Raw genomic sequence first — 23,395 nt, 5'->3', positions numbered from 1 at the left:
TGGATTTAACGCCAGGATCAGGCGGTCAGCCAAGGGCCGCGCCATCATTTCCCATCAGGGACCGGTGGATCCGGCTTACGCGGCGATCAGCACCGTGCTCTCCGGCGACCAGCTGAGCATCACTTCTTGGCCTTCGGCCAGCCGCTCGGCGCCGGTGTTCTGGACAATGACCTTCACCGTCTGTCCATCGCGGTCGACGAAATAGGTGCTGTTGTTGCCGGCGAAGATGCGTTTTGAAACCTGGCCCCTGACCGTGTTGGCATATCCCGCCTCGGACGTTGCAGAGCCGGTTGAAATCTGGATGCGCTCGGGCCGCACGGCGCAGCTCGCCTTGGCGCCGGCCGAGAGAGACGCACCCGACGCAGCGGCGATTGCTGTACCGTCGGGCAGCCTGATGCCGTTGCCGGTCGCATCGCCGCGAAAGATGTTGGCGTCGCCGAGGAAGGTCGCGGCGAACTCGCTTTGCGGCCTGTCGTAGATCTCCTCGGGCGGCCCCTCCTGCACCAGTCGGCCGTCGCGCAATATGCCGATGCGGTCGCTCATCGTCAGCGCCTCTTCCTGGTCGTGGGTGACGAAGATGGTGGTGATGCCGATCTCGCGCTGGATGCGCTTCAGCTCGATCTGCATGTCAACGCGCAGCGCCTTGTCGAGCGCGCCGAGCGGCTCGTCGAGCAAAAGCACGCGCGGCTTGGTGACGATGGCGCGCGCCAGCGCCACACGCTGCCGCTGGCCGCCCGAGAGCTGGTGCGGCCGCCGGCCGCCGAGCTTGCCGAGTTGGACGAGATCCAGCGCCCGCTGCACTTCCGTAGCGACCGTCGCCTTCGGCTCGCCGCGCACCGAAAGGCCGAAAGCGACATTGTCGGCGACGCTCATATTGGGAAAGAGCGCGTAGTTCTGGAACACCATGCCGATGCGGCGCCTTTCCACCGGCACGCGCTCGACGCTTTCGCCGCCGATGGCAATGCGGCCCGCGTCGGGAAAGTCGAAGCCGGCGATCTGGCGCAGCAGCGTGGTCTTGCCGCTGCCCGAAGGCCCGAGCAGCGCGTAGAAGCCGCCGTCGGGAAAATCGATCGAGACGTCGTCCAGCGCCTTGTGCGCGCCAAAGCTGCGGGAGACGTTCGCTACCTGGACGCCGGCCATTATTTCTCTCCGCCGAATTTGAAGAAGCGCGCCGTGAGCAGCATCAGCGCCATGGACACGACGATGATGATCGTCGACACCGCATTGATCTCGGGCGTGAAGCCCTTGCGGATCGCGGCGTAGATTTCGACCGGCAGCGTCGTCTGGCCGGGCGTCGACAGGAAGTACGAGACCACGAACTGATCGAAGGAGACGGCGAAGGCGAACAGTCCGCCGGCGATCACGCCGGGCATGATCCAGGGCAGCGCCACGCGGTTGGTGACCTGCCACTGGTTGGCGCCAAGCGAGCGAGCAGCCTCCTCCAGCTCCGGCGCGAAGGTCTGCAGCCGGGCTGACACGACGACTATCACATAAGGCAGCGCCAGCGCGACGTGTCCGAGCAGGATCGCCATCAGCCCGCGGCCGATGCCGATGCCGAAGAAGAAGATCAGCATCGCCGTGCCGGTGATCAGCCACGGAATGGCGATCGGTGGGAAGAGCAGCGCCTGCAGGAGCTTCTTGCCGCGAAACTCGTAGCGATAGAGCGCCAGCGACGCCATCGAGCCGAGCACGGTCGAGATGACGGTGGTGATGACCGCGATCTCGATGCTGTTCCAGGTCGCCGCGATCAGCTGGTCGTTCTGCCAGAGCGAAGAATACCAGTCCGTCGTCCACTCGAACGGCAGCTGGTAGAAGGGCGATGCGTTGAACGACATCACCGCCATGATGATGATCGGCAGATAGAGAAAGGCGAGCAGCAGGACGATGTAGAAGCGGCCAAGCCATTCCAGGATGCGCGTCGTCGCCATCAGCCAGCCCTCCGCAACACCGGCGCCGCCAGCGCCAGGATGATCAGCACGACGGCGAGCAGGATGAAGGAGAGCGCCGCCCCCAGCGGCCAGTTGAAGACGGCGACGAACTGGTCCTCGATGACGGTGCCGTAGAAGGTTCCGGTGCGGCCGCCGAGGATGCGCGGCTCCATGAAGGAGCCAACGACCGGCACGAATATCAGCGCCGCACCCGCGATCAGGCCAGGCATCGACAGCGGGATGATCACCCGCCAAAGCACCTGCCGCCGCGAGGCGCCGAGCGAGCGCCCTGCCTCGATCAGCGAGTCGTCGATCGCCTGCAGGGTGAGGTAGCAGGTAAGCACCATGTAGGGCACGTAGGAGTGCACCAGGCCGATGATGACGGCAGGATAGGAATACATCAGGTCGATGTTGATCTTGAACGGCAGCACGGCGTTGAGCGCCGTGTCGAGGATGCCGCCCTCGCGCAGCACCATCGCCCAGGAGAAGATGCGTACCAGCCCGTTCGACCAGAAGGGCAGGATGACGAGCAGGAAGATCGCTTCGCGGCTTCGGCCCTTGAGCACCTTCGCCAGCACATACGCCGCCGGATAGCCGATGACCACGCACCACAGCGTGACCTCGAGCCCGAGCCGCAAGGAGGCGAACAGCAGTGTCGCGTAGAGGCTTTGCGAGAAGAAGGCGGCGTAGTTGCCGAGCGTGAAGGCCCATTCCTTCCCTGCCAGCGGTAGGTCTGTCATGAAGGAGAAGAACGCCATGGCCGACAGCGGCAGGAAGATCGCCACCGTCAGCCACAGATAGGCGGGAAGGAGAAGCGGCAAAGCGGGCTTCAGTCCGCGGCGCGAGCCGGTCGCGAGCTGCTCAGCCATGATGCCTCTCCTCCCCGAAAGACGCCAACTACTTCACGTTGACCTTCAGCTCCTGCCACAGCGCCAGGTATTTCTCGCGCTGTTCGTCGGTGACCGGCGCCTGGAACTGGATGCGCTTGGCGACCTCCGGGCTGCCCATGACCTTGCGGTTGAAGGCGTCCTCGGGGAGAGCCTCGACCGCCTTGGTGTTGGCCGAGACCGGCGCGCCGACCTTGGTGACCCATTCGACATAGAATTTGGGGTCGATCATGTAGTTGATGAAGGCTTCGGCGCCGGCGACGTTCTTCGAGCCGGCCGGAATCGAGAAGGCGTCGAGCCAGGCGACTGCGCCTTCCTGCGGGATGACCAGCGAGACCGGCAGCTTGAAATGCGTCTTGGCGCGATCGGCCGAGCCGCTCCAATAGGTGCCGATGTCGATCTGGTTGGAGGCGACCATCTGGTTCCAGTCGTTCTCCGAGCTCCAGAAGGTCTTGATCTGCGGCATCAGCGAGGTGAGCTTCGCCTTGACCGCCTCCAGGTCCTTGATGTCGTTGATGTTCTGCCCCGAAGCGATGGCGCCGAACTGCACCGCTTCGACGGCGTCGTCGCGGATGACGACACGGCCCTGATGCGCCGGATCCCACATCTCGGCGATGCTCGTCGGCGGCTTGTCGAAGGATTTTTCGTTGATGGCGAGCGCGGTCAGGCCCCAGACCCACGGCACGCCATAGACCTTGCCGTCATGGTTCAGCATCGGCGAGCCGGCCTTGTCCTTGGCGATGTCGGCATAGTTGGAGAGCTTCGATGTGTCGATCGGCTGGATCAGCTTGCCGGCCATCGCCTGGTCGTTGAAGGCGGCGTTGATCATGACGACGTCGTAGAGGCCGGGATTGGTCCTCAGCTTCGTCAGCATCTCTTGCTCGGAATTGAAGAAGTCGTTGACCACCTTGAAGCCGGTCGCCTTTTCGAAATTGGCGACGGCCCACGGCTCGTCGGCGCCGTAGCCCTTCCAGTTCAGCACATGCACTTCTTCGGCGGCCTGGGCGGCCAGCGTGAACGCGGAAACCAAGACGGCGGTCGCCGTCACAAAAGCAGTCAGTCTGGGCATGCGCATGTTTGTTTTCCTCTCATTGCTTGCCCGCTTTGCGGGCTTGTTAAGTTGTGGCCTCTTGCTCCTCGCCATGCGCGGTCACCGCTTGATCGTGAAGGGCGAGGAATTCCCGGATTTCTGTGTCCGTCGGCGCTGACGAGCCGCCATGACGCGTGACGGAAAGGGCCGCGGCGGAGTTCGCGTAGCGGGCCGCTTCGCAAGCCGACAGGCCGCGCGACAATGCGCTGACGAACGCGCCGATATGCGTGTCGCCGGCACCATTGGTGTCGACGGCGTTGACCGCGAAGCCGGGGATCGCGCGCGTGCCGCCTTCTGCCAGCCGCACCAGGCAGCCACGCGCGCCGGCCCGGATGACCACGCCTTGAGCCTTGGAGCAATGCGCCGCGAGCAAGCGGACGGCGACGGTCTGCGCGTCGCCGGCGCCGGCGATTTCGGCGGCCTCATCCGCGTTGCAGCTCAGCCAAGTGGTGCGCGCCAACACCCTGTCCAGGATCGGCCGCGGAATCTCCGCGATCACCGGCGTCGGGTCAAAGACGAATGGGATGTCCGCAGGCAGCGACTCGATCCAGCCGGCGAGCGCATCGCGGCTGCCGGGATAGCTCAGCGTGTAGCCGGAGGTGAAAATCCAATCGCCCGGAATGACTTGGACAGGCATCAACATGTCCGGCGTGAGCATGCTTTCGGCACCCGGCCACGAGACGAAGGTACGCTCGGCGTCGCTGCTGATCATGGCGACGCAATTGCCGCTGTCCATCAATAGTGACGGCGGCGTCAGAGTCTCGATGCCTTCGGCAGCAAATGCCGCCCGCAGGAAATCGCCGTCAGGCCCTGTGCCGAGCTGCCCGCCGAACACCACCTTCATGCCGGTGCGGCTCGCCGCGACCATCATGTTGAAGCCGCCGCCGGCGACCCGCGCGTAGCTCGACGCGGTCTTTTCCGTGCCGGGAGCCGGCAAGGCGTCGATGCGGTAGACATAGTCGACCACCGCGCTGCCGACATTGACAAGCCGTCCGCTCATCAGGCAACCTCCTTGCCGGAGCCGGCCTTTGCCGCCCGCGCCGCGACGAGATCGCTGGTCAGCGTGCGGACTTCCGCAAGGTCGATGCCGGTGAGCCCGGCGATCCGATCCTGCGGCAGCCCCGACAAGCCCGAGCACGCGCCCGCCATGCCGGCGGCGATGGCGCCGATCGTGTCGGTGTCACCACCGAGATTGGCGGCAATGACGGCTGCCCGCCATGCATCGCCTTGCGCCACCTCCAGCACCGCGAATGCCGCCGGCACCGATTCCTGGCTGGCGACGCCGGTGCCGACCAGGTCGACGATAAGCCTGATTGCGTCGTTCTCGGTCTTGCCGCGAACCAGCTCCTGCGCCCAGAGGATGCGCGCAGCGATATCGCCGCCGGTCATCCAATGGCCGAGCGCGGCGCCAAGTCTCGCCGCTGCGACGGCATGGCCGGATGCGGCGCGCCAGTCGCCGCCCGAAACGCCGAGACTGACGACAGCAGCGACGGCGGCAGCGGAGGCGATGGCGATCGAAGTGTTATGCGTGGCCCGGCAGGTTTCGGCCACCTTGGCGACCAGCGCGTCGAGCGGCTCCGGCGGCATCATGATGCCGACAGGCGCGATGCGCATGGCAGCGCCATTGGTGTCGCCGCCGCGTCCCGCCTCTTCCGCCGGCACGCCCTCATTGATCGCATCGATGGCGCGCTTGGTCGATGGGCCAAGCAGGTCGTAGCTGCCGCGCGCCTTCACGTCCCGCTCCCAATCGAGCAGCGCGTTGACCCAGCGCTCATGGTCGAAGCGATCGCCGGAGCTGACTAGGATGCGGCCAAGCAGCAGCGCTTGCTCGGTGTCGTCGGTAATGGCGCCTGCCGGCAGCCCCTTCGACACCGGGTGGTCGGCGGCGGGCGCGACGAAATCCTTGACATGACCGTAGAGCTCGGCGATGCGGGCGGGTGACAGAAGCTGCGTCGGCATGCCCAGCGCATCGCCCAGCGCGCCGCCGATGAGCGCGCCCATTGCCCGATCCATCATATCCGCCGCGCCCATGCTCAAAATTCCAGATGCAGCGCGAAATGCGCCGGGTTGAGCAGGCTGGTGACGAATTCGATGGCGCGCCCGTCGGCGGCGCGCGTCAACCGCCGCGTCCTGAGGAAAGGCGTGCCCGGCGCGCAGTCGAGGATGGCGGCATCCGCGGCGCTCAGCATCTCGATGTCGACCCACTCCTCGCCATGGTCGGGCACCAGCCCTGCGCCGCGCAAAGTCTGGTGCAGCGAGCCTTCCCGAAGCCCGCGCAGCGGTACCTCTTCCAACTCGGGCGACAGCGGCAGGCGGCTGCGCTCGATCGAGATCGCGTGACCGTCGTCCGCGTTGGTGCGCACGCGGTCGACGGCGATGAAGGACGGGTTTTCGACACCCAGTTTCGCAGCGAGTTGGGCGTCCTCGATGACCTCGAGCCTCAGAGTCCGGGTCTCGGCATTGGCGCCGGCATTGGCAAGCGCGCGCGACCAGCCGATCGCATCATCGACCGGCATGCCGTCGAAGGTGACGAAGGAGCCGATGCCGACCTTGGTGGTGATCAGTCCGCGATTGGAAAGCTCCTCCAGCCCCTTGCGGACCGTGTTGCGGCTGACGGAGAAGCGCTGAACGAGCTCGTTCTCGCTCTGCAGGCGGTCGCCGAAGCCGAGCACGCCGGAGCGGATCTCGTGCTCCAGAACCGTCGCGATCTGCTCGGGCTTGCCCGTGCCGGGGGTGAGCTGCATCGCGCGACGGGCCATATCAATACCTGTTCAATGAACCTGTATAATCCTGTTCAATATTGGATTTGGACCGGCGAGTCAATGTCGTTGTTACGACCGTCGCGCTCCTCTCGCCTGCCTGTTGTTGTGCCGGCGTCGCAGAAGGTGCGTGGAACCCGCAAAGGCGCGTGGCAATCGTGTCCAGCAGTGCCGGCAACCTGCTCAAACTGCAACGCGAGACGCCGCGGGTGGCGTAAGCCGAGGCGGCGACGCCTTGAGCTAAACCAGTTCCACTTCGGCCATGTCCGCAATCATCGCATTACCGAGGCGACGTATTCAGACCGGCGGACCCGAATGCGAAGCCCGCGCTATTTTCCGAGCCAATTCAAGAAAGCCGAACAAATGCGGCGAGCGGTTGTCTCGTCGATAGTTGAGTGAAAGCTCGGTTCCCGGATTGTGGCCTTCGTATTTCCGATAGACAATGCCGGGCCGCTGATTTTCACTGACCGATGCTGGCACGACCGAGATGCCGACGCCAACCGAAACCAGGCTCATCGCTGTAAGATAGTCCTGGGCCATGACCTGCACGGCAGGAACAAAGCCGTCGACCTTGCATACGTCGAGCACATAGTCCGCGTAACTTGGCCGTGGGCGCCGCGGAAAGAGGACGAAAGTAGCATTCTTGAAATCTGCGAGATGGAATGGTTGTTCACGATTGGCATAGCTGTCGGGAAGCGCCAGCACGAGCGGTTCCTTCATGAGCGTTTCGGATTTGACCTCCGCGTCTTCGATCGACGGGCGCGCCACCGCAATGTCGATTTCCCGCTGGATCAGGGCTCGTCTCAACTCGGCATTGTTCATGGCCGAAAGCGCCAGTTCGATATCCGGATGCGCGGCGCGGAAAGCCCTGATGATGTTGGGCAGAACACCGAAGGTTGCCGTTCCGACGAACGCGATCCGCAGGCGTCCCGCGACACCCTGCCCGATCCGCATCACCTCACGTTCCGTCTGGTCGACGCGTTCGAGGATTTCCCTTGCCCGCTCCAGCAGCAATTCGCCTGCCTGGGTGAGCCGAATCTGGCTGCGGCTGCGGTCGAACAGGGCCGCGCCGATCTCCCTTTCGAACTGGGCGATCTGTCGGCTTAATGGAGGCTGAGCAATTCCGAGCCGCGCTGATGCGCGGCCGAAATGAAGTTCTTCGGCCACTGCCAGGAAATAGCTCAGCCGTTTGAAGTCCATCGCCGTTTGTCAGGCGTCCATCAGCCGCGCAGGCACCCGCGTGACCCTTTCCAGCGCCTCCTTGAAATAGGCCCTGAAGGCAGTAGGGTTCTCGCTCATCGGAAAATGACCAAGATCCTTCATGATCGCAAGAGTGGAACCCTTGATCGCGGCTGCCGTGCGTCGCGCGTCTTCAGGAGTGCAGGTCATGTCGTACTCGCCGCACATGATATGGACGGGCGTGCGCCGCGTGTCGATGGACGCGAGCCGGCCGACGAGGCTGTCATCGGACGTGTAAAAGCTGAGGTCTCCCCGAAAAACGCCTGGCCCGGACTGCATGAACATCCACAGTGTGGTCCAACGCTCTGCGTCGGGCGCCTGCGGCGCGATGTTGGCCGAGACCAGGGCGGCGCCCATTTCGCCGCCATGCGCATCGGGCCGGTGAAACCAGTTGATGTCATACCATGCCGGCTGGAAATCGGACGCCTCGATCGCGATGAAACCCGAAAAGGATTCAGGATGGAGGGCTGCCAGTTGCAGCGCAATCCTCCCACCCATCGAACATCCGGCCAGCAAAGGCTTTTCCAGCCCTGCCGCACGGCAGAATGCCAGCACCGTCTCCATGTAGGTCTCGGTCGAGAGCAGATACTCTTCGGTCTCGAATCCCTCCGGCGGCAGCGACTTTCCATGCCAGGGCATGTCGAAGGCGATGAACCGGTGGGATCTGGTGAACGCCTGGTCGTTCAGGACGGACCGCCACTGCCGCGTGTCGGCGCCCGCGGTGTGAAGGCACACGACCGGACGGCCCTGGCCGGCTTCCTCGAAGTAGATGCGCTGCCGGGCATTTCCAACCGTCACATTGACATAGCGGCCGACGATCGGCTCGATCGAAGATTTCATGAGAAACCCTCCTTGCGTCCCAGCGCCATGAATTCCTTGAAGTACCGCAAGTTCTTGACCAGCGTCAGGATATCGCCGTCGATGCTGCCGTTTCCGTATTTCACCAGGCCGAAAATGTCATGGAACCCCGGCTTAGGCAGAGGTTGCCAGAATTCGCGCAATGCATCGCCCTTCGCTCGCAGCGCAAACCGCCACGGAAGCTTCTTGCTCGGACCTTCCTTGATCTCGACAACCTTTCCCTTCTCGAAGGTCAGATAGAATTCGTCCTGGTCGACCTCGATCAGAATGGTTTCGTTGAAGAGGCGGCCAAGCCGCAGCAAATGAGGTCTCCGCTCGAGGGCGGCCGCCATGTCGTCGAGTCGCTGGCGTAAGTTTCGAACGCGCGGCATGGTCGGTCTCACATCTTACGCGCCATCATGCGCACCTTGTCCTCGTCCAGCGTCACACCGAGCCCCGGCCCGGCCGGCACGCGTATTTCGAACTCCTCGAACACCAGCGGCGTAGCGACGAGATCCTCGACCAGGATTCGCGGACCGAAATGTTCGCTTCCCCATTCGAGGTGAGGCAGCGTCGAGAAGACGGCCATGTGGGCCGCGGCGCCGATGCTGCTCTCCAGCAGGCACCCGCCGTAGAGCTCGATTCCGAACGCCTGGGCGATACCGGCAGCCCGCTTGAGCTCCAGGAGGCCGCCGCTTTTGACCAGCTTCAGCGAATAGACGCTGCCGCAGGCCTGCGTCGCCACGCTGGCCAGCTCCGAATTGGTGAACGCGGCCTCGTCGATGAGAAGCGGAATGTGCGTGCGGGCCGCGACGCGCGCCATCGCTTCGCGTTGGCTTGCTTGAACGGGCTGCTCGATCAACGCGACATTGAGTTCCTCAAGCGCAGGAAAAAGCCGGATGCAAAGCGCCTCGGTCCAAGCCTGATTGACATCGACGATCAGCTTCACGTCGTCACCCAGGCCGGCACGAAGATGTTGCAAGCGCACGATGTCGGCATCCGGCGAGTTGAAGCCGAGCTTGATCTTGAAATCCTTGTGGTGGCGCAGCCGGAGCTTTTCCCTCGCCTCCTCGAGTTCTTGCCCGGCATCACCCGAGGCAAGCGCCCAGATGACACCCATGCGATCTCTGACCTGTCCGCCAAGCAAGGCACTGACAGGCAGGCCGAGCGTATGGCCGACGGCGTCGAAGAGCGCCGACTCCACCGCTGCTTTTGCCGCGAAATTGCGCGTTGCGGCCTTGGCCATGCGCACCGCATTGGCTTCGAAGAGCATGGCGTTCTGACCAACGAGCGCAGGTTCGAGGTAGTTCGCTATGGCGGCCCAGATGGATTCCACGCTTTCTTCGGCCCAGCGCGGTCCTCCGAGCGTGGAGGCCTCACCAATCCCGGTAATGCCGTTTTCAAGCTGGACGCGTACGAGGACGAACCCTTGGTGCGCTATCTCGGTATTCGAAAGCTTGTGGCGACGGACTGTCGGCGCCTCGATGATGGTCGCGACAATCGATCTGATCCGCGTGTCGCGCCCAAGCTCGATGGGAGCGGCGCGGGGTGGAATGTTCTCGGTGACGTTGATCGACATACCGACTGCCCTCGCGAGGACCCGTCTGGGCAACCACCAGGCGGGTCGATTGCTGACTGTTATTCGGCCGCGACGGCGATTGCGGCAGCCTTCGGCTTGAGCTTGAAGTCGAATTCCATGACCAAGTCCGTGTCCGAGCCGGCAGGCGCTTTGTGCAACTTGCCGATCAGGCTTTCCTTGACGGCGAAGACCGCATCGTTGTCGAGGTACTTCGTGTCGGCGTCGTAGATCTGCGACACCAGGCTTTGGTAACCGTCCTTCTGGATCATGAAGTGGATATGCCCCGGCCGCCACGGATGGTGGCCCATATAGTTCAGCAACTCGCCGGCCGCCCCATCGTAGGGAATTGGATATGGCGCCGGGCGGATACCGACGAATTCGTACCGGCCCTCTTCATCGGTGAGGAAACGGCCCCGCAAATTATAATCGGGCTGCTCCGGATCCTGCTGTTCGTAGAGACCGTTCGGAGCGTCTTCCCACACATCGATGATGACGCCCGGAATGGGGCGCCCCGACGTGTCGCTGATTGCGCCGCTGACGCGCACGCTCTGACAGCCTTCGAAGCTCTTCTGGACGATCGAGGCGCCTTTCGGCAGCACCGGCGGATTCTCGCGATAGAATGGCCCAAGCACAGTCGACTCGCTTTCACCGTCCGTGACGGTGTGGTCGAGCATGTCGACGAGAACCTCTATTCCGAGGATGTCGGAAAGCAGGATGAATTCGTTGCGGGCGTCATCCGAGATGTGTCCGGCGCGAACCAGGAACTGGCAGGCCTGGATCAGTTCGGCATGCGTCACCTTGGTGTCGATGCAAAACGCATGGATGTGCCGGATCAGATTCTCAAGAATCTGGCGATTGCGCGCCGGGATATCCGAAGACAAGGCTGCGATCACAACGTCCGAGATGTTTTGCTGGGTCACATTGCGCATATTTTCCTCCTTGAATGGCAGCGTGGGTTTTTTTGGGGTCACCACATGAGTTCAGTTTCGATCTGCGGCATGCTTGCAGGGGCCTTGCGGGTGTCTTCGAGCGCGCCGAACTTGCCTTTGAAGAACAGCAGCGGATCGGCATCGCTGTCCCAGTTGAGCGCCCGGACGTGGCCGACGAAGATCGTGTGATCGCCGGCAAGGATCTCGTCGCGAACTTCCGCCGAAAAGGTGGCGAGCGCGCCGCGGACGACCGGCAGCCCGTCGAGCGAACCGAAGAGGCCGTGAAGCTCGGGATTGGGCTTGCCTGCAAAATGCCAGGCGATCTTGTCCTTGCCGGACGCCAGAACACTGACAGCAAATCGGCCCGAGGCCTGTATTTTTCCAAGCATGCGGGCCTTCTCGGCGATCGAGATCGCAATCAGCGGCGGGTCGAGCGAGATCGACATGAATGCATTGGCGGTCATCCCGTGGTCGTGTCCATCCCAATGGGTGGTGACGACGTTGACCCCCGTGGCGAAAAGCCCGCATGCGTCGCGGAACGTCCGTTGCTCAAGCGGTGACATGTGATCCTCCGCTTGCATGAACAGCACGCGCGTATGAGTGGCCCGACCAACCTTCGAGTATCTCGGCCTCGACTGAGCGTCCCGCGGCCCTCAGGGCGCGGATACGCGAGCTCGACACGATCTCTCCGGCCTCGCAACGCTCGGCCGGAAGGATGCGGGTGTCGAAGTAGCGAGCGAGGAGCAGCGGATCGCCGCTCTTGCAGGAACCGAACCGGAAGTCTGCTCCGACCCAGATGACCCGCGGTGTCAGTGCGCCGATCTCGCCGACGAAGTCACCTGCGGTGCGGGCCCGATACGCCGCGTCGAAGCGAGCGACGATGATGTGGTCCGGTCCCAGCAGGCTGATCCTCGCCAACTTGTCCTCGATCGACGTCAGCGGCCGGACGCCGCACAGCAGCGCCTTGGGAGGCGGGTCGAACGTGTAGACCACCGACGCGACACCGAGCGTGCGGGCCGCGATGACCGCCGTTCCGATCAGTTCCTGATGCCCGCGATGCACGCCGTCGAACGATCCGATCGTCAGGACGCTGGCGGAAAGCCTGAGCACGTTCTCACGATGGACGGACGTCTCGATTTGTCTGGGGTGAACCATGGTCTCCTCCCATGTTCGCGACCGGCGGCGCCATCCTCTCGGCACCGTCGACGTAAGAAATCTAACGCTAGGTCGCGACGCCAGCGATACCCGATCCGGTATCGCATGATACCTATCATTAGCACTTCTTCGGCGCGTAGCCTCCGGCCTCGAAAGGGAAGAGGAACCCTTTTCTAAGCCCGACGCCGGCTAGCGAATGCCCGGTCCGGCCCAATGGAGGAGTACAGGATATGCATAATCTGGCTACCAAGCCGGTGCTTGATACCCAAGCACCAGGAACCGATGCCTACACCGGTTCCGAATTCCTGGAGAGCATCCAGGACGGCCGCGAAATCTATATTTATGGCGAGCGGGTCAAGAATGTCACCCAACATCCGGCATTCCGCAACTCGGCCCGCATGGTTGCGCGCTGGTACGACCGCTTCCACGAAAAGAAGAACGAGATCGGCGTGTTGACGGACACCGGCTCGGGGAAGCTGACGCACCCCTTTTTCCTCGGCTCCAAGACCACCGAGGATCTGGTCAGGTCGCGCGATGCGATCGCCGATTTGCAGAAGGTTTCCTACGGTTGGATGGGACGTTCGCCCGACTACAAGGCTTCTTTCCTTGGCACGCTCGGCGCCAATTCGGCCTTCTACGGAGACTATGCCGGGAACGCCCGCAACTGGTATGCCCGCACCCAGGAACGTCTCGATTACTGGAACCACGCCATCGTCAACCCTCCGATCGACCGGGACCGCCCGATTGAGGAAGTCCGCGACGTGTTCATGCATGTGGACAAGGAAACGGACAAGGGGGTGGTTGTGTCGGGCGCGAAAGTCGTGGCGACCGGCTCGGCGCTGACCCACTACAACTTCATCGCCCATTACGGCATCCCGATTAAGGACAAGTCCTTCGCGCTGATCTTCACCGCGCCCATGGACTCGCCCGGCATCAAGCTGATCGCCCGCTCGTCCTACGAGTTCAACGCGGCGGCAACCGGATCGCCCTTCGACTATCCGCTCTCCAGCCGTCTGGACGAGAACGACTCGATCCTGGTCTTCGACAAGGTTCTGGTTCCGTGGGAAAACATCTTCATCTATGGCGACGTCGACAAGATCAACCAGTTCTTCCCGGCATCCGGCTTCGTCCCGCGCTTCACCCTGCATGGCCTGACGCGCCTGTCGGTGAAACTGGACTTCATCGCCGGATTGTTTTCGATGGCTGTCGAGGCGACGGGATCAAAGGACTTTCGCGGCGTCCAGGCAGGCGTCGGCGAAGTCATCGCATGGCGCAACACCTTCCATGCGCTCGGCGACGCCATGGTCAAATCGCCGGTTCCATGGGACGGTACCGACGGCTACAACCTCCCCAACCTCAATGCCGGGCTTGCTTACCGCGTGCTGGCACCGGTGGCTTACCCCAGGATCAAGGAGCTCATCGAACGGCACGTCGCCAGCGGCCTGATCTACCTGCCGTCGAGTTCAGCCGATTTCGAGAGCGAGGCGATCCGGCCCTATCTCGACCGCTTCGTGCGCGGTTCGAACGGTTACGCAGCGCTTGACCGCGTCAAGCTGCTGAAACTGCTTTGGGACGCCATCGGAACCGAATTCGGCGGACGACACGAACTGTATGAACGAAACTATGCCGGCAACTATGAGAACCTGAGGATTGAAACCCTGAACGCCGCTGCCGCGACCGGAGATCTGGCTTCGATGCAATCGATCGTGAAGGACTGCATGAGCGAATATGATCTTTCCGGCTGGACGAGTTCGGACCTCATCAATCCGGACGACATCAGCCTCGTCGGCCGAGGCACCGTTCAGGCGGCGTAGGATGATGGGACCGTTCCCTCGTGGAGGAGCGGTCCCAACCCTCCTCTCCGAGGCCCCATGACAAGGCTGCGAGACCGGGGAAAAATGCTTGCCGTGGACCTACGTGCGGCCCGGGGCGAGCGAACCTAAACCAACTCCACTTTCCACCACGCTCGGCCCCTTACTACCCGGCCGAGGCCGCGGTCCGCCGCGTGCGCCACAATGGCGAGATCAGATGGAATGGCGGCTTTATCTATGTCTCACAATCACTGGCCGGCGAAGCCGTCGCCGCGATTGAAACCGAGGACGGCCAATGGGCACTTTCCTTCCATGCCCATCCGCTCGGCATTATCGACAACAGACGTATGAAGTTTGTCCGTCGCAGCGCCGCGCCAACCAATCCGCTTGGCGCTGCGACGGACGCATAGGGGGAGAACTGTTACCTATGTATCCGGTTCAAAGTGTTACCCATCTATCGGTTGGACACCGGCAGGGCGATGAGGGGCAGCGCCGACTTTCGGCGGTTAGCCTTGCTAATCAAACGAAGAATTTCTCGACGCGCAGCATTGCCCATGGAAAACTTGTGTCCGCAATGCAAACTGAAATCCCCGGAGCCGCCACGATGGTCAAGTTCCTGCCGCTGAAGGAGGCCGTCGCGGAAAATCTCCACGACGGCGACGCGGTCGCCTTCGAGGGCTTCACCCATCTGATCCCGACCGCCGCCGCGCATGAGGCGATCCGCCAGGGCTTTCGCGACCTGACGCTGATCCGCATGACGCCCGACCTGATCTACGACCAGATGATCGGCATGGGCATGGCGAAGAAGATCGTCTTCTCCTATCTCGGTAATCCGGGCGTCGGCCTGCTCAGGCGCGTCCGCGACGCCATCGAGAACGGTTTTCCGCGATCGATCGAGGTCGAGGAGCACAGCCATGCCGGCATGGCCAACGCCTATGAGGCGGGCGCCGCCGGCCTGCCCTGCGCGGTATTCCGCGGTTATCGCGGCGCAGGCCTGGCTGCGGTCAATCCGAACATCAAATCGGTCACTTGCCCCTTCACCGGCGAGGTGCTGGCCGCTGTTCCCGCGATCCGGCCGGACGTAACCTTCATTCACGCCCAGAAGGCGGACCGAAAAGGCAATGTGCTGGTCGAGGGCATCATCGGCATCCAGAAGGAAGCTGTTCTTGCCGCAAAGCGCGCCGTGGTGACAGTCGAGGAAGTGGTCGACACTTTCGACAATCTCCACCCCAACCTCACCGTGCTGCCGAGTTGGACGATCGCCGCGATCGCGGTCGTGCCGGGCGGCGCGCATCCCTCCTACACGCATGGCTATTACGAGCGCGACAACGCCGCCTATCTCGAGTGGGACGAGATCGCCGCCGACCGCGACCGCTTCCAGGCGTGGATCCGGAAGAATGTCATCGAGAGCAGCGCGGACGATTTTGCCGGCCGCGTCGAGCATCTGAGGAAAGTCGCATGAGCGAAGCGTCTAACCTCGGCTTCACCCCCAACGAGATCATGACGATCACCGCCAGCCGTGCGCTGAGAAACGACGATGTCTGCTTCGTCGGCATCGGGGCGCCGTCGGCCGCCTGCAACGTCGCGCGGCTGACGCACGCGCCGGACATCACGCTGATCTATGAAAGCGGCACCATCGGCACAGCGCCCGACGTTTTGCCGCTGTCGATCGGCGACGGCGAATTGTGCGAGACGGCGGTCACCACGGTCGCTGTGCCGGAGATGTTCCGCTATTGGCTGCAGGGCGGCCGCATCTCGATCGGCTTCCTCGGTGCCGCCCAGCTCGACAAGTTCGGCAACATCAACACCACCGTCATCGGCAACTATGCGCATCCCAAGACCCGCCTGCCCGGCGGCGGCGGCGCGCCGGAGATCGCCACCTCGTCGAGAGAGGTCTACATCACCATGGCGCAGTCGAAGCGCGGCATGGTCGAGAAGATCGACTTCTTCACCTCCTTCGGCCATGGCGAGGGCGGCGACCACCGCAAGCGCCTCGGCATCGACACGGCCGGCCCGACGCTTTTGATCACCGACCTCGCCATCTGGAAGCCCAACCCGGTGACCAAGGAGTTCACCGTGGTCTCGCTGCATCCCGGCGTCACGCGCGTGCAGGTGCAGGAGACTTGTGGCTGGACGGTCAAGTTCGCTGAGGCCCTTGACGAGACGCCGTCGCCATCGGAGCTCGAGCTGAAGACATTGCGCGACCTGCAGGCCCGCACCAAGGCCGCGCATGCAGGTACCGCCAAAGGGAAAGCTGCATAATGACTGATGCCTTCATCTGCGACTATATCCGCACGCCGATCGGCCGTTTCGGCGGCGCGCTGTCCTCGGTGCGAGCCGACGATCTCGCCGCCATTCCGCTGAAAGCGTTGGTCGAGCGCAACCTGGGCGTCGACTGGGCCGCGGTCGACGACGTCGTCTTTGGCTGCGCCAACCAGGCCGGCGAGGACAACCGCAACGTGGCGCGGATGGCGTTGCTGCTGGCCTGCCTTCCCCAGGACATTCCGGGCTCCACGATCAATCGGCTCTGTGGCTCGGGCATGGATGCCGTCACCATCGCCGCCCGGGCCATCAGGGCCGGCGAGGCCGAGCTGATGATTGCCGGCGGGGTGGAATCGATGAGCCGCGCGCCCTTCGTCATGCCGAAGGCCGACACCGCCTTCTCGCGCAATGCCGAGATCTACGACACCACCATCGGCTGGCGCTTCGTCAACCCGCTGATGAAGAAGCAGTACGGCGTCGATTCCATGCCGGAGACCGGCGAGAACGTCGCCGAGGAGTTTTCGGTCAGCAGAGCCGACCAGGACGCCTTTGCCGTGCGCAGCCAGGACAAGGCTGTTGCGGCGCAGGCCAATGGCCGGCTGGCGAAGGAGATCACGCCGGCGGCGATCCCGCAAAAAAAGGGCGAGCCAATCGTCGTCTCGAAGGACGAGCATCCCCGCGCCGGCACGACCATCGAGGCGCTGGCCAAGCTGCCGACGCCGTTCCGCCAGGGCGGCACGGTGACCGCCGGCAATGCCTCCGGCGTCAATGATGGTGCTGCTGCGCTGATCATCGCCTCCGAAGCGGCTGCCAGGAAACATGGCCTGACGCCGATCGCCCGCATTCTCGGCGGTGCTGTTGCCGGCGTCGCGCCGCGCATCATGGGTATCGGTCCCGCGCCGGCAACCAAAAAGCTCTGCGCCCGTCTCGGCTTGAGGCCTGACCAATTCGACGTCGTCGAGTTGAACGAAGCCTTCGCCTCGCAAGGCATTGCCGTGCTGCGCGAACTCGGAATTTCCGAGCAGGCGAAGCATGTGAACCCCAACGGCGGCGCCATCGCGCTCGGTCATCCGCTTGGCATGTCGGGCGCGCGCATCACCGGCACGGCGGCGCTGGAGCTGCGCGAGCGCGGCGGACGCTGCGCTTTGGCCACCATGTGCATCGGCGTTGGCCAGGGCATTGCGATTGCACTGGAACGGGTCTGACGGCTCGGCCCGCTCAGTAAGGCAGGCCGACATAGTTCTCCGCCAGCGCGGTCGAGGCGGCGCTGGAGTGTACGAGATAATTGAGCTCGGCTTCCTGGATGCGCTGACCGAACTCACCCGCCTCGGGGAAGCGGTGAAGGATCGTCGTCATCCACCAGGAGAAGCGCACCGCCTCGCAATCGATGCGATGCGTCGCCCTCGAGCCCGGTCCGGGATCCGTTGGTATTGTTTGCGTCATCGCCCATGGAGATGCTTTCCCTCAGGCAACGACGCGACGAAGGCGCGGATCAGGGCGACGAGCGCGTCGGGCTGCTCGATGCAGGGAATGTGCCCGGCGCCGCGGATCACCTCGAAGCGCGCGCCGGGGATCAGGTCGGCAAGCGAGCGCACGAGATCGGGCGGCGTCGAGCCGTCCTGGTCGCCGACGATGCAGAGCGTCGGCACCGCGATGCGGCGCGCGCTGTCGGTGAAATCCGCATCGCGAACCGCCATACACGTGCCGATGTAACCCGGCAGCGCCTGCCTGGTCAGCATGTTGCGGCAACCGGCAAGCTCGGCGGCGCGGTTGGCATGAAAATCCGGCGTGAACCACACCTTCATGATGCCATCGGCAATCGCCTCGATGCCGTCACGCTCGACCGTCGCGATGCGGCTGTTCCAGCTCTCGGCGGTACCTATTTTGTGCGCGGTGTCGCTGAGGATCAGCGCTTCGACGAGTTCGGGCCGCCGTGCATAGAACCCCTGCGCGACCATGCCGCCGACCGACAGGCCAAAAAGCACGACCTTCTGGAAGCCGAAGCAATCGATGAGCGCGCTCAGATCGTCGACATGGTCGTCGATCGAGCGCACGCCGCTGCCGATGTCGGAAAGCCCGTGGCCGCGCTTGTCATAGACGAGCATCGGCATCTCACCGGCAAGCCGTGCGACGACATCGTCCCAGATCCGGAAGTCGGTGCCGAGCGAATTGATGAAGATGATCGGGCGCGCAGCAGCCGTCCCGGCGATAAGGCGATGGTGCAACGTAATGCCGCCGATACTGACGAATGGCACGATCTCGATCCTCCAAACCAACATTGCACCAGTTGTCTAGATCGGTAAACCGAGGCTACTCTGGACGGTGCACGCCATCTTGGATCTTTTGAGGGGGCGTCTGGCGATCCGCCTCTGGGGTCGAGACCAGCAGGGCGGCGGCGGCATTCGCGGCGGCGATGGCGGCCTCGGTGGGCTCGCCGCGAGCAAGCGCAGCCGCAAAGGCACCGACGAATTCGTCACCTGCGCCATGGGTGCTGACCACCTTCACCGGAATGGCAGCGAGCGCAAAGGCGCGGCCATCGGGATCGTGATAGGCGACGCCATCGCCGCCGGCGGTGACGATTGCAGCCGGATAAACGATTGCCAATTGCCGCGCTGCCTCAGCTGCGCCTTCAAGCGTGTCGACGACCGGAATGCCGGCCAGGAACTCCGCCTCTATGGCGTTGGTGATCACGATGTCGACGAGCCCGGTGAGTTCGGCGGGCAGCGGCCGGGCCGGCGCCGCGTTGAGCACGACGCAGCAGCCGTGAGCCTTCGCCGCGCGCGCGGCAGCGATGTTGGCGATTTCCGGAACTTCGTTCTGCAGCAACAGCACCGAAGTCTGCGCGAGCAGACCGGCGGCCGCCGCGACATTCTTTTCGCCGAGTGTCAGATTGCTGCCGGAAACGATCACCGCGCCGTAGTCGCCATCGTCGTCGAAGATGGCCACGCTCATGCCTGATCGGATCCCCGGTTCTACTCGCACGAAGCGGTGATCGACATTGCTGCGGCTGAGATTGGCGAGCAGCGCACGGCCGAAATCGTCGTCGCCGACGGCGCCGATCATCGCCGACCTCGCCCCCGCGCGCGCCGCCGACAGAGCCTGATTGCCGCCCTTGCCGCCGCATTTCGGCTGCCAGCCGAAACCGGTCACCGTCTCGCCCTTGCGCGGACGATCCGGTGCGTCGACCAGGATGTCGTAATGCAGGCTGCCGAACACGGCCACCAGCCCCGCTGAAGCAACGCTCATCCGCGACGATCTTTCATCTGTACTTGTCTCGCCGTTTCGACGTCACTGCCGACATGGTGCGGCCGAGATTGTGCTCCGCCGCCTGGTAGTCGCGCTGCGCCACCGCGACGAACAGCGCATCCAGGATGTTGAGCTGGGCGATACGGGCGGCCGCATTCTCGCCCATCAGCGGCGACCCCCGCGCGGTCGAGCAGAGCACGACATCCGCCTCGGCTGCCAGCGGCGAGTTGGCGTAGTTGGTTATGGCAAGCGTGCGGGCGCCGTTCTTCTTGGCGAGCTGAACGGCATCAATCACCGCGCTGCTGTTGCCGGAATGGGAAAAGCCGACGGCAATGTCTTCGGCGCCGAGGAGCGACGCCGACATGAGCATCATGTGGGAATCGTCGTAAACCGCCGCGCGGACGCCGATCCGCAGGAACTTGTGCGAGACGTCCCGGGCGATCTGAGCCGAGCCGCCGACGCCATAGAAGTCGCGATTTCTGGATCGATGGATGAGGTCGGCGGCCCGGTCGAAATCGCCGATGTCAAGGATCGCCAGCGTTTCCTCCAGCGCCTGTATCGAAGTGCGGAAGACCTTTTGCACGATCTCGGCCGAACTGTCGTCGACGGAGAGTTCCCGGTGCATCTCGGCGGTCGGCGAGCGGCTGTATTCGCAGACTGCCGTCCGGAAGTCGCGATAGCCGGAGAAGCCCAGCTTCTTGGCAATCTTCACCACCATCGCCTCGGAGACGCCGGCCTCGTCAGCGATCTCCTTCAAAGGGATCGTCTCGTCGAATCCGCGGCGGCCGAACACGGTTTCCACCACCTTTGCCTCCAGCGGTGTGAGATGCGGCATCATCATGCGGATGCGCGGCCCCACGGCCCGGAGATCCGCGGACGTCATCCTGCAGCTCCGAGCAGGATTTCCTGGACGATAGCCTGCGAGGTAACCGCGTCCTGCCCGTCGAGGGCAGCCGCCAACCGATTGTCCCGCTCCAGCCGCTCGACGACCCGCAACATGCGCTTGACGGTGGCGATGTTGACCTCGCATTCGCGCACCGGGTCGAGACCGGTCATGTCCGGAAAGGTGTCGAAATAGATGGCACCGGCGTAGCCGTCCCTGCGTATCTGGCGCAGCAGCTCGATGGTCTGCAGCGTGTGCACGGCGCCGACCATCAGGCCGTCGTCGCGCTTGGCGTAGCCATCGTTGAGATGAACGCCGAGCAACCTGCTGTGACGGGCGACAAGAGCGGCGGCAAAGGCCGGTTGCTCGTCGGCATAAAGAACATGCGCTAAGTCGAGGGTGACGCCCAGATTGGGCAGGCCGGCCTCGCGGATCGCCAGCAACGTGGTCGCGGCATCCGGCATCAGCGAATAGGAGCGCGGCTCGTTCGGCTTATATTCGAGACTGATGGCGCAATCGGGGTCATGCGCCGCAACTTCACGAATACCGTCGATTTCGTGTTGCCAAAGTGTCGCGTAGTCGGCCTGGAAAGCGTAGTCGAAACCATCCTGCCCCAGCCACAATGTCATGAGACCGGCGCCCGCCTCTCGCGTCGCATTGATGCCAGCCTTGGTGAGGTCGATGGCTTCACGCCGCACTGCCGGATCGGGATTGGTGAACGCGCCGAGCTTGAAGGCGGGATTGGAATAGTAGCGCATCGCGAAGCCATTGATGGAAAGCCCGAGATCACCAAGCCTCCGTGCGATTTCCCGGGGGTTTTCACCGATATGGTCGGGAAAGTTGAGGTCGAGATCGGTGAGCCCCTCGACCTTAGCCGCCCGCGCCGCCATCTGCAGCACCGAGGGCTTCCCGGTAAGCCCGGCCCACTCCGCCTCAGGCCGCGAGGCGAAGGAATTGAGACGGGTGGCAAAACGGTGGGATGTCATTTGGAATCCTTGGGATGCCTGAGACTTCACATGAAAAAATGATTTTGTAAAGTTGTCTGGTGAGCGGTACAGGCTGGCTGCCCTGGTTGGCATGCGCTGATTGTTCTGGCATTACCGGGTTCGAGAACCATTCCGACGGGCAGCAATGACCTCGAAACGCAACGTCCTTTTCATCATGTGCGACCAGCTGCGGTTCGATTATCTGAGCTGCGCCGGGCACAAGAGCCTGAAGACGCCGAACATCGACCGGCTCGCCAGCCGCGGCGTGCGTTTCACCAATGCCTATGTGCAATCGACGGTCTGCGGCCCCTCGCGCATGAGCGCCTATACCGGCCGCTACGTCCGCTCGCACGGCTCGACGCATAATGGCGTGCCGCTCAGGGTCGACGAGCCGACGCTGGGCGACCATCTGCGCGAGGTCGGCGTGCGTTGTGCGCTCATCGGCAAGACACATATGAAGGCCGACGAGGAAGGGATGGAGCGCCTCGGCATCGCCAAGGATTCCGTCATCGGCGTGCGTGTCGCGGAATGCGGCTTCGAGCCGTTCGAGCGCGATGACGGCCTGCACCCCTCGACCAGCTACGACCCCGATCCGGCCTACGACTCCTATCTGCGCCAGCACGGCTTCGAGGCCGAAAATCCTTGGGAGCATTGGGCGAATTCCGGCGAAGGCGAGAATGGCGAGAATTTCAACGGCTGGCTGCTCGTCCATGCCGACAAGGCGGCGCGCATTCCGGAGGAGCATTCCGAGACGCCTTACATGACGCGCCGTGCCATGCGCTTCATTGAGGACGCCGAGGCCAAGGGCGAAGTCTGGTGCGCGCATCTTTCCTACATCAAGCCGCACTGGCCCTATATCGTGCCCGCGCCCTACCACGCCATGTACGGCAAGGCGGACATCCAGCCGCCCGTTCGCAGCGAAGCCGAGCGCGTCTCGCCAAACCCGATCTTCGAGGCCTTCCAGCAGGAGCGGTACTCGAAGAACTTCTCGCGCGATGAGGTCCGCGAAACGGTCGTTCCCTGCTACATGGGCCTGATCAAGCAGATCGACGATCAGCTCGGCCATTTGTTCGACTTCATGGAGAAGCGCGGCCTATTCAAGAACACGCTTGTCGTCTTCACTTCTGACCACGGCGACTATCTCGGCGACCATTGGCTCGGCGAGAAATACCTGTTCCACGACGTCGCGGTGAAGGTGCCGATGATCGTCTACGATCCTCGTCCGGAAGCCGACGTCACAAGAGGAACCACGTCGGACGCGCTGGTCGAGATGATCGATCTCGCGCCCACCTTTCTCGATTATTTCGGCGGCAGGCCCAAGCCGCATGTCCTCGAAGGCCGCTCGCTGCTGTCGCTGACTTCGGGTGAGCGGAAGAGCCTGCGCAACTATGCCGTCAGCGAATATGACTACAGCGGCGATGCGGCGCGGCTGAAGCTCGTCATGCCGGTTTCGGGCTGCAAGCTCTACATGATCACCGACGGCCGCTTCAAACTCGTCCATGGCGAAGGTGTCGAGCCGATGTTCTTCGATCTCCACAACGACCCGGGCGAATTGCGCGACCTCGGCCGCGAGCCATCGGCCGCCGGCGATATCGAGCGGCTGCGCAAAATGCTAATGCGCTGGCTGGCGCTGCCCAACAACCGCATTACCGTCCCCGACGAGTGGCTGACACAGATCGACGACAAGGTCGGGCATTTCGACCCGATCATCGGCTCCGGCGTGCTCATCGGCTACTGGGACGAGGCCGAACTCGCCGAACAGCTGGAGGCGCGTCGCCGCTGGCTGACGCGCCGGGGCAACTAG

At 63.5% G+C, this 23,395-nt stretch carries 24 protein-coding genes and 1 pseudogene; 6 read left to right on the top strand and 19 right to left on the bottom strand.

Features of this window, described 5'->3' with window-relative positions:
• Positions 1-75 precede the first annotated feature (75 nt).
• The 14 genes from P9217_RS17440 to P9217_RS17375 form a co-directional block, all read right to left on the bottom strand.
• Positions 76-1,140: an ABC transporter ATP-binding protein gene (locus P9217_RS17440; protein ID WP_278087358.1), complete on the bottom strand. Its 1,065-nt coding sequence runs from the start codon at positions 1,138-1,140 to the stop codon at positions 76-78.
• Complete coding sequence (locus tag P9217_RS17435; protein WP_278087357.1) at positions 1,140-1,928, bottom strand: ABC transporter permease; 789 nt, start codon at positions 1,926-1,928, stop codon at positions 1,140-1,142. The genes P9217_RS17440 and P9217_RS17435 overlap by 1 nt, the downstream gene beginning before the upstream one ends.
• Complete coding sequence (locus P9217_RS17430) at positions 1,928-2,797, bottom strand: ABC transporter permease (protein ID WP_278087356.1); 870 nt, start codon at positions 2,795-2,797, stop codon at positions 1,928-1,930. Before P9217_RS17430 ends, P9217_RS17435 begins: the two co-directional genes overlap by 1 nt.
• A gap of 28 nt (positions 2,798-2,825) precedes the next feature.
• The gene (locus tag P9217_RS17425; RefSeq protein WP_278087355.1) at positions 2,826-3,890 is read right to left on the bottom strand and encodes an ABC transporter substrate-binding protein; all 1,065 of its coding nucleotides are present in this window, start codon (positions 3,888-3,890) and stop codon (positions 2,826-2,828) included.
• Between the two features lie 40 nt (positions 3,891-3,930).
• Positions 3,931-4,905: a PfkB family carbohydrate kinase gene (locus tag P9217_RS17420; RefSeq protein ID WP_278087354.1), complete on the bottom strand. Its 975-nt coding sequence runs from the start codon at positions 4,903-4,905 to the stop codon at positions 3,931-3,933.
• A complete protein-coding gene (locus tag P9217_RS17415) occupies positions 4,905-5,936 on the bottom strand; it encodes an ADP-ribosylglycohydrolase family protein (protein WP_278087353.1) in 1,032 nt (343 codons plus the stop codon). The genes P9217_RS17420 and P9217_RS17415 overlap by 1 nt, the downstream gene beginning before the upstream one ends.
• Positions 5,937-5,938: 2 nt before the next feature.
• A complete protein-coding gene (locus P9217_RS17410) occupies positions 5,939-6,664 on the bottom strand; it encodes a GntR family transcriptional regulator (protein WP_278087352.1) in 726 nt (241 codons plus the stop codon).
• A gap of 297 nt (positions 6,665-6,961) precedes the next feature.
• On the bottom strand, positions 6,962-7,864 hold the full coding sequence (locus tag P9217_RS17405; protein ID WP_278087351.1) for a LysR family transcriptional regulator: 903 nt from the start codon (positions 7,862-7,864) through the stop codon (positions 6,962-6,964).
• A 9-nt stretch (positions 7,865-7,873) separates the two neighbouring features.
• Positions 7,874-8,743, bottom strand: coding sequence for an alpha/beta hydrolase (locus P9217_RS17400; protein ID WP_278087350.1), 870 nt, complete (start codon positions 8,741-8,743; stop codon positions 7,874-7,876).
• Positions 8,740-9,063, bottom strand: coding sequence for a hypothetical protein (locus P9217_RS17395; RefSeq protein WP_278087349.1), 324 nt, complete (start codon positions 9,061-9,063; stop codon positions 8,740-8,742). Before P9217_RS17395 ends, P9217_RS17400 begins: the two co-directional genes overlap by 4 nt.
• A 77-nt stretch (positions 9,064-9,140) precedes the next feature.
• A complete protein-coding gene (locus P9217_RS17390; protein WP_278087348.1) occupies positions 9,141-10,319 on the bottom strand; it encodes a muconate/chloromuconate family cycloisomerase in 1,179 nt (392 codons plus the stop codon).
• A 59-nt stretch (positions 10,320-10,378) separates the two neighbouring features.
• Entirely contained in the window at positions 10,379-11,248 is an 870-nt protein-coding gene (locus P9217_RS17385; RefSeq protein ID WP_278087347.1) for a dioxygenase, read from the bottom strand.
• Between the two features lie 38 nt (positions 11,249-11,286).
• Complete coding sequence (locus P9217_RS17380) at positions 11,287-11,811, bottom strand: flavin reductase family protein (RefSeq protein ID WP_278087346.1); 525 nt, start codon at positions 11,809-11,811, stop codon at positions 11,287-11,289.
• Entirely contained in the window at positions 11,798-12,403 is a 606-nt protein-coding gene (locus P9217_RS17375; RefSeq protein WP_278087345.1) for an FAD synthetase family protein, read from the bottom strand. Before P9217_RS17375 ends, P9217_RS17380 begins: the two co-directional genes overlap by 14 nt.
• Before the next feature lie 230 nt (positions 12,404-12,633).
• Here P9217_RS17375 and P9217_RS17370 point away from each other — a divergent pair, with 230 nt between their 5' ends.
• The 5 genes from P9217_RS17370 (at position 12,634) to pcaF (ending at position 17,681) form a co-directional block, all read left to right on the top strand.
• Entirely contained in the window at positions 12,634-14,217 is a 1,584-nt protein-coding gene (locus P9217_RS17370; protein ID WP_126061718.1) for a 4-hydroxyphenylacetate 3-hydroxylase N-terminal domain-containing protein, read from the top strand.
• Positions 14,218-14,408: 191 nt separating this feature from the next.
• Positions 14,409-14,624 (top strand): hypothetical protein, encoded by a 216-nt coding sequence (locus P9217_RS17365; RefSeq protein WP_245460758.1) that lies wholly within the window; start codon positions 14,409-14,411, stop codon positions 14,622-14,624.
• Positions 14,625-14,818: 194 nt separating this feature from the next.
• Positions 14,819-15,676: a CoA-transferase gene (locus P9217_RS17360; protein WP_278087409.1), complete on the top strand. Its 858-nt coding sequence runs from the start codon at positions 14,819-14,821 to the stop codon at positions 15,674-15,676.
• Positions 15,673-16,476, top strand: coding sequence for a CoA-transferase subunit beta (locus P9217_RS17355; protein ID WP_278087344.1), 804 nt, complete (start codon positions 15,673-15,675; stop codon positions 16,474-16,476). The genes P9217_RS17360 and P9217_RS17355 overlap by 4 nt, the downstream gene beginning before the upstream one ends.
• The gene (pcaF, locus tag P9217_RS17350; protein WP_278087343.1) at positions 16,476-17,681 is read left to right on the top strand and encodes a 3-oxoadipyl-CoA thiolase; all 1,206 of its coding nucleotides are present in this window, start codon (positions 16,476-16,478) and stop codon (positions 17,679-17,681) included. Before P9217_RS17355 ends, pcaF begins: the two co-directional genes overlap by 1 nt.
• 13 nt (positions 17,682-17,694) lie before the next feature.
• Here pcaF and P9217_RS17345 read toward each other — a convergent pair.
• The 5 genes and pseudogenes from P9217_RS17345 to P9217_RS17325 all read right to left on the bottom strand — a co-directional run.
• Positions 17,695-17,856: pseudogene (locus tag P9217_RS17345) on the bottom strand (4-hydroxybenzoate 3-monooxygenase); the annotation flags it as partial.
• A gap of 59 nt (positions 17,857-17,915) precedes the next feature.
• On the bottom strand, positions 17,916-18,731 hold the full coding sequence (pcaD, locus tag P9217_RS17340) for a 3-oxoadipate enol-lactonase (RefSeq protein WP_278087342.1): 816 nt from the start codon (positions 18,729-18,731) through the stop codon (positions 17,916-17,918).
• Positions 18,732-18,786: 55 nt separating this feature from the next.
• Positions 18,787-19,722 carry a PfkB family carbohydrate kinase gene (locus P9217_RS17335; RefSeq protein ID WP_278087341.1) on the bottom strand — a complete coding sequence of 312 codons (936 nt, stop codon included), beginning with the start codon at positions 19,720-19,722 and terminating at the stop codon, positions 18,787-18,789.
• A 13-nt stretch (positions 19,723-19,735) separates the two neighbouring features.
• Entirely contained in the window at positions 19,736-20,605 is an 870-nt protein-coding gene (locus tag P9217_RS17330) for a MurR/RpiR family transcriptional regulator (RefSeq protein WP_095802307.1), read from the bottom strand.
• Positions 20,602-21,591 carry a TIM barrel protein gene (locus P9217_RS17325; protein ID WP_095802306.1) on the bottom strand — a complete coding sequence of 330 codons (990 nt, stop codon included), beginning with the start codon at positions 21,589-21,591 and terminating at the stop codon, positions 20,602-20,604. The genes P9217_RS17330 and P9217_RS17325 overlap by 4 nt, the downstream gene beginning before the upstream one ends.
• A 145-nt stretch (positions 21,592-21,736) precedes the next feature.
• Between P9217_RS17325 and P9217_RS17320 the strand changes: the two genes are divergently transcribed.
• Positions 21,737-23,395, top strand: a complete 1,659-nt coding sequence (locus P9217_RS17320) for a sulfatase-like hydrolase/transferase (protein WP_278087340.1) — start codon at positions 21,737-21,739, stop codon at positions 23,393-23,395.

This window comes from Mesorhizobium sp. WSM4989, from assembly GCF_029625795.1.
In the GTDB taxonomy this organism is placed as follows: Bacteria; Pseudomonadota; Alphaproteobacteria; order Rhizobiales; family Rhizobiaceae; genus Mesorhizobium.
This window is presented reverse-complemented; position numbering and strand designations above follow the sequence as displayed.